This is a genomic window from Streptomyces sp. NPDC054794, assembly GCF_053611585.1.
In genome coordinates this window covers 39,503-52,788 of sequence record NZ_JBSHAQ010000068.1, presented here as the reverse complement: position 1 = coordinate 52,788, position 13,286 = coordinate 39,503, and the positions used below count along the sequence as shown (strand labels likewise).

The window sequence follows — 13,286 nt, the reverse complement described above, 5'->3', positions numbered from 1 at the left end:
TTTGGGCGGGGCGCCGCCGGCGGCGCCCATACGCGTGTGCCGCCCCCGCGGGCGCCGGCGGCCCTCCGGGCCTCCGCGCGCTCGGTTTCTCGACACAGGCGCGCCCCTTCGGCTCACTCGCCCTGCACAACTGTTTGCTGTTACTGGGTGGCGCCCCGCAGAGCGCGTTCGAGGACGGCGGCGCCCTCCTCGGCCTCGGCGACGGTCAGGGTCAGCGGGGGTGCGATGCGCAGGGCGCTGGTGTTGTGGCCGCCGCCCTTGCCGATGAGCAGTCCGCCCTCGCGGGCCGCCTCCAGGACCGCGGAGGCCGCCTGCGGATCGGCCTCGTCGGTGCCGGGTTTCACCAGCTCGATGCCGATCATCAGTCCGCGCCCGCGCACCTCCCGTACGCCGCCGAGCTGCGCGGCGACGGCCCGCAGCCGCTCGATGAGCAGCCCGCCGACGCGCCGGGCGTTGCCCTGGAGGTCGTGTTCCAGGAGGTACGAGAGGTTCGCCAGGCCCGCCGCCATGGTGAGCTGGGTCCCGCCGAACGTCGAAATGCTGTTGGCGTCCAGGCAGTTCATGATCTCGGCACGGGCGACGACGCCTCCGATGGAGGAGCCGTTGCCGATGCCCTTGGCGAAGGTGAGCATGTCGGGCGGGCCGCTGCGGTCGTGGGCCTGCCAGCCCCAGAAGTGGTCGCCGGTGCGGCCCCAGCCGGTCTGCACCTCGTCGGCGATCCACAGGATGCCGTGCTCCTGGAGGACCTCACGGAACGCGGCGTACAGCCCGTCGGGGGGCGAGGTGAAGCCGCCGACCCCCTGGATGGGCTCGGCGATCAGCGCGGCCGGCGGGCGGGTGTGGCCGAGGAGGTCCCGCAGGTCCTCGACGCAGGCCGCGATGAAGTCGGCGTCGCTCAGGTCGGCGAACGGACCACGGGTGCGGACGCCGCCGTGCACGTACAGCGTCTGGAGCGGGGACAGCGAGGTCGGGGACCAGCCGCGGTTGCCGGTGATGCCGACCGCGCTGAAGGAGCGGCCGTGGTAGCTGTTGCGCATCGCCAGGACCGTGTTGCTGCGCCGGTAAGCAGTGGCGAGCAGCAGGGCGGTGTCGTTGGCCTCGGTGCCGGAGGCGGTGAAGAAGACCCGGGCGTCCGGGATTTGGGACAACTTGGCGATGCGTTCGGCGAGTTCGACCATCGGCCGGTTGAGGTAGAGCGTGGACGAGTGGATGATCCGCCCGGCCTGCTCGGTCACCGCCTTCGTCACCTCGGGCAGCGCGTGCGCGGTCATCGTGGTGAGGATGCCGCCGAAGAAGTCGAGGTACCGGTTGCCGTCGGCGTCCCAGACGTGGCGGCCCTCGCCGTGGGTGATCTCCAGGGGGCTGTCGTAGTACAGCGCGAGCCAGTCGGGCAGGACCTTGCGATGGCGGGCGAAGAGGTCGTTCACGGCCGTACCAGCCCCTCGTACGCGTCCGGGCGTCGATCACGATAGAACGCCCATTGTTGCCGGACCTCCTCGATGAGGTCGAAGTCGAGGTCGCGGACGACGAGTTCCTCGGCCTTGTCGTCGGCGACCTCGCCGACGAACCGACCGCGCGGGTCGACGAAGTAGCTCGTCCCGTAGAAGTCGTTGTCCCCGTACTCCTCCTGGCCCACGCGGTTGATCGCGGCGACGAAGTACTCGTTGGCGACGGCCGCCGCGGGCTGCTCCAGCTGCCACAGGTAGGCGGACAGACCGCGCGAGGTGGCGGACGGGTTGTAGACCAACTGGGCTCCGTTGAGGCCGAGTTGCCGCCAGCCCTCCGGGAAGTGCCGGTCGTAGCAGATGTAGACGCCGACCTTGCCGACGGCCGTGTCGAACACCGGCCAGCCGACATTGCCCGGCTTGAAGTAGTACTTCTCCCAGAAGCCCTTGACCTGCGGGATGTGGTGCTTGCGGTACTTGCCGAGGTACGAGCCGTCCGCGTCGATCACGGCCGCGGTGTTGTAGTAGAAGCCGGACTGCTCGACCTCGAAGACCGGGACGACGATCACCATGCCGGTCTCGCGGGCGAGGTCCCGCATCCGGCGCACGGTCGGCCCGTCGGGCACCGGCTCGGCCCACCGGTAGTGCTCCGGCTCCTGGACCTGACAGAAGTAGGGGGCGTTGAAGACTTCCTGGAACCCGATGATCTTGGCACCCCGGCGGGCCGCCTCGCGGGCGTGCTCCTCGTGTTTCGCCACCATGGACTCGGTGTCGCCGGTCCAGGTGGCCTGGACCAGAGCGGCACGTACGACGTTGGCCATGAGCTGCTCCTTCGACGGGACGTCAGAGCCTCTACGCCCGTAGACGCAGGCCGTAGAGGCACGAACGTAAGGCTCCGGGACGGGCTTGCCAAGACCATCGTCGTCAACCCGCTGAGTCGATCGTGTTTCGCACCCCTGTGGGTGAGTCGCCGGGCCGGTCAGGCCGTGAATCCGGCGACTCTGAGCGCGTGGAGCAGGTCCCAATGGCGCTCCTGGGAGACGCCCCGGGCGGCCTCCAGCAGGAGCGGGACGAGGCGCTGCGGGTCGGGGGCGGCGCTGCGGGCCGCCTCCTCGGGGGTGCGGACGCGGACGTACGCGTCGAGGAGGGCGCGCACCTCGCGGCGGCGGCCTTGTCCGTCGAGCCCGCGCACGGCTTCGCCGATCTCCACGGCGGGCCGTACGACGCCCTGCCGCAGGATCTGCTGCCCGTCGTCGGCGCGGCCGGCGGCCACCAGCGCGTCGGCCGCGCCGACCAGGCGGTCGGCGGGCAGCGAGGCGGCCTCCCAGAGCAGGGTCGTCCAGTCCGCGCCGAGGCCGGCCCGCTGCAGTTCGGCGGCGAGGGCCGGGAGGCGGGCTGCGGGCCAGTGCGCCACCTCGACGAGCAGGGCGTGCGCCTCGCCGGTACGGCCCTCACCGCGCAGCAGCACCAGCGCCGCGACGGTCTGCGCGACGGCCCGCCGCCCCTCCGCATCCACGGCCTCCCCGCGCGTCTCCACCGGCTCGGCCACCTCACCGACCCCGGCGAACCGAGCCCCACGCGGCACCCGCCGCCCAGCGGGCAACCCCGCCTCCGGCTCCTGCGGCACGACCACCGGCCCCGCTTCCTCCACAGCCATCCCGGCAAACCGCGCCCCGCCCCGCCGACGCTTGCGTTGCTTGGCGGGGGCGGGCGCGGTGCCCGGATCGGCGGCGGGGGGCTCGGCGACAGGCTCGGCTCCCGGTCCGGCAGCGGGCCGCCGAGGGGCGGCTACGCCGGGCGGGGAGGGCGACACGGGGGTGCCGACGCCGGGCGCGGGGGGCTGCGCGTTGTTGCCGATGCCGGGCACGGATGCGCCGGCGCCGGGCGGGGAGGGAGGCGCGGAGGCGGAAGCGCCGGGCGAGGAGGGCGGAACGGCGTCGCCGATGCCGGGCACGGGGACGCCGGCGCCGGGCGGAGAGGACGGCGAGGAGTGCGCGACGGCGTCTCGGAAGTCGGGCCGGGAAAGCGGCTCAGGGGCGCCGAAGTCATGGATCGCGGCTTCGGGAACGGCGGAGGCGCGGTGCGGGGCAGACGACCCTGCTGAGGTGTACGCGCCGGGGGCATCTCCCCACACCCCCTGCGCCGCGGCAGCGGCCCTGCCCGCGGCGCCGGTGGCGCTCGGGCGGGACCCAGGGGCGGCGTACCCGCCGGGGCCACGCGTCGACCTGCCCTCCGGGCCGGCGGAGGCCCCACCGGTACCTCCCCGCAGGCCCTGCCCAGCCGCAAGAGTCGGGTCGGCGGCATCGCTACCGCCGACGTGAGGCCCGCGCCCGTAGGCACGACCCGGAACTCCCCGCACCCCCTCCCCAGCGGCAGGAGCCGGACCGGCGGCGCCGGCACCGGCGGCGTGCGATCCGCGGCCGTACTCGCCGTGAGCGACTCGCCGCGGGTCAGCGGCACCGAGTCCGGCGCCGTGCGGTCCGCGGCCGTATCCGCCGGGCGCAGGGGCTCCGGTTCGGGCCTGGCGGGCTCGGTGCTCGGCCTCGCGGTCGTCCCAGTCGGTCATGCGGTCGCGGAGTTCCGCGCAGCGGGCCGTGGCGCGTTCGTGGTCGTCCTGGGCCCAGGCCAGGTCGACGTGGAGGGCGTCGGCCTCCTCGCGGGTGGTGGCGGCGGCCAGTAAACGCCCCAGTTCGGCGTGCCGTTCGGCCGCGTAGCGCCGTTCGCGGAGCATGACGTCGAGCCGGTCCCCGAGGGCGTGGCGTCCGTCGGGCCGGTCGTCGTACGCGGTCAGCGCGGCCGAGTGCAGCGCGCGGGCGCGTTCCCGCTCCGGCCCGAAGACCGCGGCACCGTAGTCGGCGGCGAGGTCCAGCAGCAGGGCCTCCACGACGTCCCACGGCGGGACCTCGCGCCCGTCGAGGCAGGCCCGCATGCCCTCCGGATCCCGCCGCCAGAACACCGCGCACCATCCGCCGTCGGGATTCAGGCGCGCCAGAAGGCCGTCCAGGTAGTCCACGAACTCCCGCACCTCGTCCGGGAGTTGATCCGCTGCCATTGCCCAACTCCCGCCAGACCGGAGCACTCCGGTTCCGTAGAAAACACCAGTCGTGTTACGAACCGGCTACGGGGAGTTTTCAGCGCGACGGCGACACGCGGCCGAACGGGCCCGAACCTTCGGCCCGCGCTCGGGCCTTCGGCGCTCACGCCTTCAGCAGGACGCACCGCCCCACCAGCTCGTCCATGGACAGCCCGAGGGCGCGGGCCAGCGCGGCGACGGTGAAGAACGCCGGGGTCGGCGCACGCCCCGTCTCGATCTTGCGGAGCGTCTCCGCGGAGATCCCCGCCTCCGCCGCGACGTCCGCCATGCTCCGGCCGCCGCGTGCCTCGCGCAGCAACTGCCCGAGCCGTTCGCCGCGTTCGCGCTCTTCGGGGGTGAGTGGGGTGCGTACCATGCCACCATTCTAATACCGGTATAGTAATTGGCATGGTGGAACTGAAGTCGAACACGTCCCTCGACGCGATGCACGCCGCGGGCCAGGTCGTCGGCCGCGCCCTGACGGCCGTACGGCAGGCCGCGCGCGTCGGTGTCTCCCTGCTGGAACTGGACGCGGTGGCGCGCCGGGTACTGGACGAGGCGGGCGCCACCTCGCCCTTCCTGGGCTACCGCCCCTCCTTCGCGCCCACCCCCTTCCCCGCGGTCGTCTGCGCCTCCGTCAACGACGCGATCGTGCACGGCATCCCCGACCGCTACCGACTGCGCGACGGCGACCTGGTCTCCATCGACTGCGGCGCCGAACTGGACGGCTGGGTCGGCGACTCGGCGATCAGCTTCACGGTGGGTCGGCCGCGCCCGGCGGACGTGCACCTGATCGAGACCGCCGAGCGGGCCCTGGCCGCGGGCATCGAGGCGGCCGTCGTCGGCAACCGCATCGGCGACATCGCGCACGCCGTCGGCTCCGTGTGCCGGGCGGCCGGATACGGCATCCCGGACGGCTTCGGCGGCCACGGGATCGGCCGCCACATGCACGAGGACCCCGGCGTACCGAACGAGGGCCGGCCGGGCCGCGGCCTCCCGCTGCGCCACGGCATGGTCCTCGCGATCGAGCCGATGCTGACCGCCGGCGGCGAGGACGGCTACTACGCGGCGCCGGACGGCTGGACCCTGCGCACGACGGACGGCTCCCGCGCGGCACACGTGGAGCACACGGTGGCGATCACCGACGAGGGCCCCCGGATCCTCACGGCACGGCACTGAGCCGTAGGGGCGCGGGGAACCGCGCGACCGGTCCCCGCGCACCGTGGCCGCCGTATCCGTACGAGCTCCCGAACGGCGGCCGCTCCCCGCGCGTGCCAGGCGCGGCCATCCGTGCCAAGGTGTTATGAACACGCACCAAAGGAACGGAACGCCATGACCAACGGCTACCCTCCCGACCCCTTCGGTGAATTCCTGTCCCGCTTCTTCGGCGCGGGCGGCCCCCAGCAGGGACCCCGCCCGATCGACATGGGCCGGCTGCTGAGCCAGCCCGCCAGGGAACTCGTGCGGGGCGCGGCCCAGTACGCCGCCGAACACGGCAGCCGGGACCTGGACACCCAGCACCTGCTGCGCGCGGCGCTCGCCGCCGAGCCCACCCGGAGCCTGCTCAGCCGCGCGGGCGCGGACCCGGACTCCCTGGCGTCGGAGATCGACGCCCGGTCCGGCCCGGTGCAGCACCCGCCGGACAAGGCCCCGCCGCCCACCTCGCTGGCCCTGACCCCGGCCGTCAAGCGCGCCCTCCTCGACGCGCACGACCTGGCCCGGGCGAGCGGCGCCGGATACATCGGCCCGGAGCACGTGCTCAGCGCCCTCGCCGCGAACCCGGACTCGGCCGCCGGGCACATCCTGAGCGCCGCCCATTTCGCGGCGGGCGGGATGCCCCCCGAGACGGCGGAGGCCGACCGGATCCGCACCGGGACCGAACGGCAGCGGCCCACCTCGACCCCGACCCTGGACAAGTACGGCCGCGATCTGACCGAGCTGGCCCGGGAGGGCCGCGTCGATCCGGTCATCGGGCGGGACGACGTGATCGAGCAGACCATCGAGGTGCTGTCCCGGCGCGGCAAGAACAACCCGGTACTGATCGGTGACGCGGGCGTCGGCAAGACCGCGATCGTGGAGGGGCTCGCCGAGCGGATCGCCGACGGGGACGTGCCCGACATCCTCACCGGCCGCCGTGTCGTCGCCCTCGACCTGCCCGGCGTGGTGGCCGGCACCCGCTTCCGGGGCGACTTCGAGGAGCGGCTGAACAACATCGTGAGCGAGATCCGGGCCCACTCCGACCAGCTGATCGTCTTCATCGACGAGCTGCACACCGTGGTCGGCGCCGGCGGGGGTGGCGAGGGCGGTTCGATGGACGCGGGCAACATCCTCAAGCCCGCCCTGGCCCGCGGCGAGCTGCACATCGTGGGCGCGACCACGCTGGAGGAGTTCCGCCGGATCGAGAAGGACGCGGCGCTCGCCCGGCGGTTCCAGCCGATCCTGGTGCCCGAGCCGACGGTCCCGGACGCGATCGAGATCCTGCGCGGCCTGCGCGACCGCTACGAGGCCCACCACCAGGTCCGCTACACCGACGAGGCCCTGGTGGCCGCCGTGGAGCTGTCCGACCGGTACCTCACCGACCGGCGGCTGCCGGACAAGGCCATCGACCTCATCGACCAGGCGGGCGCGCGCGTACGCCTGGGCGCCCGGACGAAGGGCACCGACGTGCGCGCCATGGAGCGCGAGGTCGAGCAGCTCACCCGGGACAAGGACCAGGCCGTCGCGGACGAGCAGTACGAGCAGGCCACGCAGCTGCGCGACCGGATCGCCGGGCTGAAGCAGCGGATCACGGAGACCTCGGGCGACGACAAGGCCGACGAGGGGCAGGACCTGGAGGTGACGGCGGAGGCCGTCGCCGAGGTGGTGTCCCGGCTGACCGGCGTCCCGGTCAGCCGCCTGACCCAGGAGGAGAAGGAGCGCCTGCTCGGCCTGGAGGAGCACCTGCACCAGCGGGTGATCGGGCAGGAGGCGGCGGTCGGCGCCGTGGCGGAGGCCGTGATGCGCTCCCGCGCCGGGCTCGCGAGCCCGGACCGGCCGATCGGCAGCTTCCTGTTCCTCGGTCCGACCGGCGTCGGCAAGACCGAGCTGGCCCGCGCGCTCGCCGAGGTGCTGTTCGGCAGCGAGGACCGGATGGTCCGCCTGGACATGAGCGAGTACCAGGAGCGGCACACCGTCTCCCGGCTGGTCGGCGCCCCGCCCGGGTACGTCGGGCACGAGGAGGCCGGTCAGCTCACCGAGGTGGTGCGCCGGCACCCGTACTCGCTGCTCCTGCTCGACGAGGTCGAGAAGGCGCACCCGGACGTCTTCAACATCCTGCTGCAGGTGCTGGACGACGGACGGCTGACCGACTCGCAGGGCCGCACGGTGGACTTCACCAACACGGTCATCGTGATGACCAGCAACCTCGGCTCCGAGGTGATCACCCGGCGTGGGGCCGGGATCGGGTTCGGGCCCGGGGGCGACGAGGCCGACGAGGAGGCGCGGCGCGAACGGATCCTGCGGCCGCTGCGCGAGCACTTCCGGCCGGAGTTCCTCAACCGCATCGACGAGATCGTCGTCTTCCGCCAGCTCACCGTCGAGCAACTGCGGCAGATCACGGACCTGCTGCTGGAGCGGACCCGTCGGCTGGTGCACGCCCAGGGCATCGACGTCCGGTTCACCGACGCGGCCGTCGGCTGGCTCGCCGACCGCGGCTACCAGCCGGAGTACGGCGCCCGCCCGCTGCGCCGCACCATCCAGCGCGAGATCGACAACCAGCTGTCCCGGCTGCTCCTCGACGGCCGCATCGGCGAGGGCAGCGAGGTGACCGTGGACGTGGCGGACGGAAACCTCGTGTTCCCCGCCAAGGCACCGCGGCCGAGCGAGGGCGTGCCGGTGACCGAGGCGAGCGGCACCGCGCCGGACGCAGGGAAGGGCGGACCCGGGGGCGAGACCCCGGAGCCGCCGTCCGGCCCCGGGCAGTGACGCGGCGCCACTCGCTCACCGCGTCACCGCCCGCCCTGCGACGAAGCCCGTTCTACGGCGCCGGGACCACCACCTGGGCCGAGCCGCCGCCGCGGCGCACCGTCTCGGCCGCGGCCAGCCACTTGCCGTTCGGCAGTCGCTGGACGCCGGTCGCGGCACCGATCTCCGGGTTCGGCTTGAAACCGTGACCGATGGCCTCCAGCCGCGTCCTCAGGTCGCTGTTGTAGAGGCCCGGTTCGAGTTCGGTCTGGGCCGCGTTGCGCTGGCTGGCGCGCGGTGCGGCGATCGCGTCGACCAGCGGCAGATGCCGGTCGACGAACTCGGTCAGGACCTGCAGCACCGTGGTGATGATGGTCGCGCCGCCGGGCGAACCCACCGCCACCACCGGCCGGTCGTGCCGGTCCAGCACGATGGTCGGCGAGATCGAGGAGCGCGGCCGCTTGCCGGGCCCGGGCAGGTTCGGGTCGTGCACGGCCGGGTTGGCCGGGGCGAAGGAGAAGTCGGTCAACTCGTTGTTGAGCAGGAAGCCCCGGCCGGGGACGGTGATCGCGCTGCCGCCGGTCTGCTCGATGGTCAGGGTGTAGGAGACGACGTCGCCCCACTTGTCGGCGACCGTGAGATGCGTGGTGTTCTCGCCCTCGTACGTCGTCGGGGCCGCCGTCCCGCCCGTCGCGCACGACACCGGACGCCGCGGATCCCCGGGCGCCAGCGGGCTGGTGAGCACCGCGTCGTCCTTGATCAGGCAGGCCCGTGTGTCGGCGTACCGCTGCGCGAGCAGGTCCTTGGTCGGTACGTCCTCGAAGGCGGGGTCGCCGACCCAGCGCCCGCGGTCCGCGAAGGCGATGCGGCTCGCCTCGATGAAGTGGTGCAGGTACTGCGTCTCGGAGGCCTTCGAAAGGTCGGTGTTCTCCAGGATGTTGAGGGCCTCGCCGACCGTGGTGCCGCCCGAGGAGGAGGGCGCGATCGAGTAGACCTTCAGTCCTCGGTACGAGGTTCTCGTGGGTGCCTGGAGCTTGGCGCGGTAGTCCCGGAGGTCGGCGGTGGTGAGCTTGCCGGGGCGGGCGTTCCAGCCGGAACCCGGGTCCACGGGCGGGTCGTTCACGGTGTCGACGATGTCCTCGCCGAGGTCGCCGTGGTAGATCGCGCCGGTGCCCTTGCGGCCCAACTCCTCGTAGGTGCGGGCGAGATCGGGGTTCTTGAAGGTGGAGCCGACCACCGGGAGCCGGCCGCCGGGCAGGAACAGCCGGGCGGTGTCCGGGAAGGAGCGGAAGCGCGCCTCGTTGGCGGCGGTCTGGGAGCGGAAGGTGTCGTCCACGGTGAACCCGTCCCGGGCGATCCGCTCGGCGGGCCCGAGGACCGTACGGAGGTTGCGGCTGCCCCACTCGTCCAAGGCCCGCTGCCAGGTGGCGGGCGTGCCCGGGGTGCCGACGCTCAGGCCGCTGCTGACGGCGTCGGCGAAGGCGAGGGGCTTGCCGTTCTCCAGGAAGAGGTCGGTGCCGGCGCTCTGCGGCGCGGTCTCGCGTCCGTCGAGGGTGTGGACCGTACGGGACCGGGCGTCGTAGTAGACGAAGTAGCCGCCTCCGCCGATGCCGGAGGAGTAGGGCTCGGTGACGCCGAGCGCTGCGGCCGTGGCGACGGCGGCGTCGACGGCGTTGCCGCCCTTGCGCAGGACCTCGATGCCGGCGGCGGAGGCGTCCGCGTCGACGCTGGCGACCGCGCCGCCGTAGCCGACGGCCACCGGAACCTTCGCGGCGGTGCCGCTCGTCGAGCCGGGTGGGGCCGCGGCCCCGACCGACACCACGGCGGCCGAGACCGCCAGGACCGCCAGTTTCCGTGTGACAGAGCGACGCATCCGCACCTCCAGGCAGCCTTGATGGAGCGGTGCGCCTGTGCAACGGCGCCCGCCCAGACCGTCCGCGCAGCGTAGCCAGATTGCCGGGGGCCCGACAGCCCCTTCCCACTGCCCTCCTACCAGATTCACATGTCGAACACGGGTACGTACAGGTCACGTGGGCCCGCTACCATGCGCGCCCATGAATGACGACGTGCGCAATATCGTCCTCGGCGTGGTGGCCGCCGGCATCAGTGCCGCGCTCGGCTGGCTGACCCGCACCTACCTGTGGAAGCGGAAGCTGCGGCGCAAACAGGCGTTCCTGGGGCTTCCGGAGAACTCGGAATCACTGCTCGTCGTCAACCGCGACCCCGCCACCTCCGAGCCCGCGGTCCACCGTTTCGACGTGTTCGCCCTCCTGGAGCTCGCCGCGCTGATCAAGGACTGCGGGGCGCATCTGCAGATGGCGACCCAGGACAACGTCCAGCAGAGCTTCGGCGACCGCACCGAGTTCTGTGTGGGCGGTCCCGGGTCGAACCGCCGGATGCTGGCCCACATGTCGGCGATGCTGCCGGGCGTGCGGGTCAACATAGACCCGGAACCGGGCCCGGACCGCGGCGCCTTCCAGATCGGCAGCGAGCGCTACCGCCTGGAGGCGGGCGTCACGGAGTACGTCCTGCTGGCCCGCCTCACCGCCGGCGAACGCCGTGACGCACGGCCGGTGTTCCTCTTCTGCGGGCAGCGCGCCATCACCAACCAGGCGGCGACCCGCTACCTGGCCCGCAACCACGAGCGGCTGGCCCGCAAGCACGGCAGCGGCACGTTCGTCCTGCTGCTGAAGGTGGTCAACTCGCAGGCGTACGGGCCGGACGTCGTCGAGCTGGTCGCGGACGTGACGCGGGCCGCGCAGGCGCCGCTGCCCGCGGTGGAGACCACGCGGGCCTCCCACCGGGCCTCGTAAGGGCCGGTACCGCCCAACAAACTTTACCGGCACGTAACTTACCGACGGGTTACTTGCGGTAAGGGGCGGCGGTTACCGTCGGGTCACTTTGCACTGACACGAGTGAGGAGTGACCCCATGGGACACGGTCGCACCACCTTGCGCACCGCTGCCGCGGGAGCCGTCTCGGCGGCTCTGATCGCCGGAACCGTAGTCGGCCTGGCCCCGGCGGCCCAGGCCGTCGGCTCCGTCCGCTTCGTCGACATCACCGGCGACGGCGGCACGGTCCTCAAGGCGAACGTCATCACCCCGGCCGGAGCCGACGCCTCGCACCGCTACCCGCTCATCGTGCTGCCCACGAGCTGGGGCCTGCCCCAGGTCGAGTACCTCGCGCAGGCACAGAAGCTCGCCGACGCCGGCTACATCGTGCTCACGTACAACGTGCGCGGTTTCTGGCAGTCCGGCGGCCAGATAGAAGTGGCGGGTCCGCCCGACATAGCGGACGCCTCCAAGGTCATCGACTGGGCGCTGGCCAACACACCGGCCGACTCGCGGCACATCGGCATGGCCGGGGTCTCCTACGGCGCCGGCATCAGCCTGCTCGCCGCCGCCCACGACCCGCGCATCAAGGCGGTCGCCGCGCTCAGCGGCTGGGCCGACCTGATCGGTTCCATCTACTCCGGCCGCACCCAGCACGTCCAGGCGGCGGCCATGCTGGACGGCGCCGGAACCGTCACCGGCCGCGAGGGCCCCGAAGTCCGGCAGGTCTTCGACGACTTCTACGCCTCCAACCTGAGCAAGGAGCAGGAACTCGTCGAGTGGGGGAAGAAACGCTCTGTCGGGACGTACGTCGACCAGCTCAACCAGAACAACCCGGCGCTCCTGCTCGCCAACGCCTGGGGCGACACCATCTTCCCGGCCAACCAGTACGCCGACTTCTACGAGAAGCTGACGGTCCCGAAGCGGCTGGAGTTCCGCCCCGGCGACCACGCCACCGCCGAGATCACCGGCCTGTTCGGACTGCCCAACGACGTGTGGACCGACACCGAGCGGTGGCTCGACCACTACCTCAAGGGCGTCGACAACGACATCGACCGTGAGCAGCCGGTGCAGCTCAAGTCCCGTACCTCCGGCGGCTACGAGGGCTACCCGGACTGGAAGTCGGTGGGCGCCACCCGTCGCAAGCTCGCCCTGGCGGGCTCCACCACGATCCATGCGAATGTCGACTCGGGCGCGGACGGCGGCGTCATCTTCCTGTCCAGCATCCTGGACCAGATCGCCCAGCTCCCGCCGATCGCCTCGATCCCGCTGCTGCCCCGCCGTTGGGCCGCGGTCTGGCAGTCGGAGCGGTACGCCGGCACCCAACAGGTGCGCGGCACCGCCCGGTTGCACACGACGCTCACCCCGACCAAGGACAGCGGCACCCTCGTCGCGTACCTGTACGACGTGGGGCCGCTCGGCCTCGGCAAGCTGGTCACCAACGCGCCGTACACCTGGTACGACCGGACACCCGGCCAGGCGTTCGACGTGGACCTGGACTTGTTCTCCACGGCCTACGACGTCCCGGCCGGGCACCGGCTCGCCCTGGTGGTGGACACGGTCGACCCGCTCTACATCGAGCACAACCCGTCCGGCGCGCAGCTGACCTTCTCCTCGCCGGCCAACGACCCGTCCTACGTGGACGTTCCGCTGCGCGAGCAGTGATCTCCGGCTGCCGCCGGGCGGGCCTGGCCCTGTGAACTGCTTGCCCCCTGCGGTCCCGTGGCCGTGGGGGGCTCCCCACCCGGCAGCGGCACCCCGGTTCGGCCGCGGGGAGCAGCACGCTCATCCCGGCGCGGTTCGGTGGCTCCGTCCTCACCACAGGGATGAAGGGCACATCGTAGTCGAGGTTCTCGCGATCAGCGTCCCGGTGCGGTGCACCGTCCGTACGGCCTGCGCCACAAGTCCCTTCGTCCGGGGCCGGGTCGGGCGGTCGAGCGCCCGGGCTCTGCGACGTACTGGTCGATGTCACGCGGTTCGATCAGAGGATCGACG

The 13,286-nt window shown here is 72.7% G+C and carries 9 protein-coding genes; 4 read left to right on the top strand and 5 right to left on the bottom strand.

All coding sequences use genetic code 11. The features are described from left to right. Nucleotides 1-140: 140 nt before the first annotated feature. The 4 genes from ACWGKT_RS42695 to ACWGKT_RS42680 form a co-directional block, all read right to left on the bottom strand. Nucleotides 141-1,427 carry an aspartate aminotransferase family protein gene (locus ACWGKT_RS42695; RefSeq protein ID WP_453277931.1) on the bottom strand — a complete coding sequence of 429 codons (1,287 nt, stop codon included), beginning with the start codon at nucleotides 1,425-1,427 and terminating at the stop codon, nucleotides 141-143. Then, entirely contained in the window at nucleotides 1,424-2,266 is an 843-nt protein-coding gene (locus ACWGKT_RS42690; RefSeq protein ID WP_235458873.1) for a nitrilase-related carbon-nitrogen hydrolase, read from the bottom strand. Before ACWGKT_RS42690 ends, ACWGKT_RS42695 begins: the two co-directional genes overlap by 4 nt. 158 nt (nucleotides 2,267-2,424) lie before the next feature. Then, nucleotides 2,425-4,497, bottom strand: coding sequence for a hypothetical protein (locus ACWGKT_RS42685; RefSeq protein ID WP_453277930.1), 2,073 nt, complete (start codon nucleotides 4,495-4,497; stop codon nucleotides 2,425-2,427). Nucleotides 4,498-4,642: 145 nt separating this feature from the next. Further along, nucleotides 4,643-4,894, bottom strand: coding sequence for a helix-turn-helix domain-containing protein (locus tag ACWGKT_RS42680; protein ID WP_356146363.1), 252 nt, complete (start codon nucleotides 4,892-4,894; stop codon nucleotides 4,643-4,645). Between the two features lie 32 nt (nucleotides 4,895-4,926). On the opposite strand from ACWGKT_RS42680, the gene map reads away from it, so the two are divergent. Further along, on the top strand, nucleotides 4,927-5,697 hold the full coding sequence (gene map / locus ACWGKT_RS42675; protein WP_235460125.1) for a type I methionyl aminopeptidase: 771 nt from the start codon (nucleotides 4,927-4,929) through the stop codon (nucleotides 5,695-5,697). 153 nt (nucleotides 5,698-5,850) lie between these two features. Beyond that, nucleotides 5,851-8,481, top strand: a complete 2,631-nt coding sequence (locus ACWGKT_RS42670; protein WP_453277929.1) for an ATP-dependent Clp protease ATP-binding subunit — start codon at nucleotides 5,851-5,853, stop codon at nucleotides 8,479-8,481. Between the two features lie 52 nt (nucleotides 8,482-8,533). On the opposite strand, the gene ggt is transcribed toward ACWGKT_RS42670, so the two are convergent. Continuing rightward, nucleotides 8,534-10,333, bottom strand: a complete 1,800-nt coding sequence (ggt, locus tag ACWGKT_RS42665) for a gamma-glutamyltransferase (RefSeq protein ID WP_453277928.1) — start codon at nucleotides 10,331-10,333, stop codon at nucleotides 8,534-8,536. A 181-nt stretch (nucleotides 10,334-10,514) separates the two neighbouring features. Here ggt and ACWGKT_RS42660 point away from each other — a divergent pair, with 181 nt between their 5' ends. Both ACWGKT_RS42660 and ACWGKT_RS42655 read left to right on the top strand, forming a co-directional pair. Further along, nucleotides 10,515-11,273 carry a hypothetical protein gene (locus ACWGKT_RS42660; protein WP_453277927.1) on the top strand — a complete coding sequence of 253 codons (759 nt, stop codon included), beginning with the start codon at nucleotides 10,515-10,517 and terminating at the stop codon, nucleotides 11,271-11,273. A gap of 117 nt (nucleotides 11,274-11,390) precedes the next feature. Then, complete coding sequence (locus ACWGKT_RS42655; protein WP_356150339.1) at nucleotides 11,391-12,956, top strand: alpha/beta fold hydrolase; 1,566 nt, start codon at nucleotides 11,391-11,393, stop codon at nucleotides 12,954-12,956. The last annotated feature ends 330 nt before the right edge of the window (nucleotides 12,957-13,286 follow it).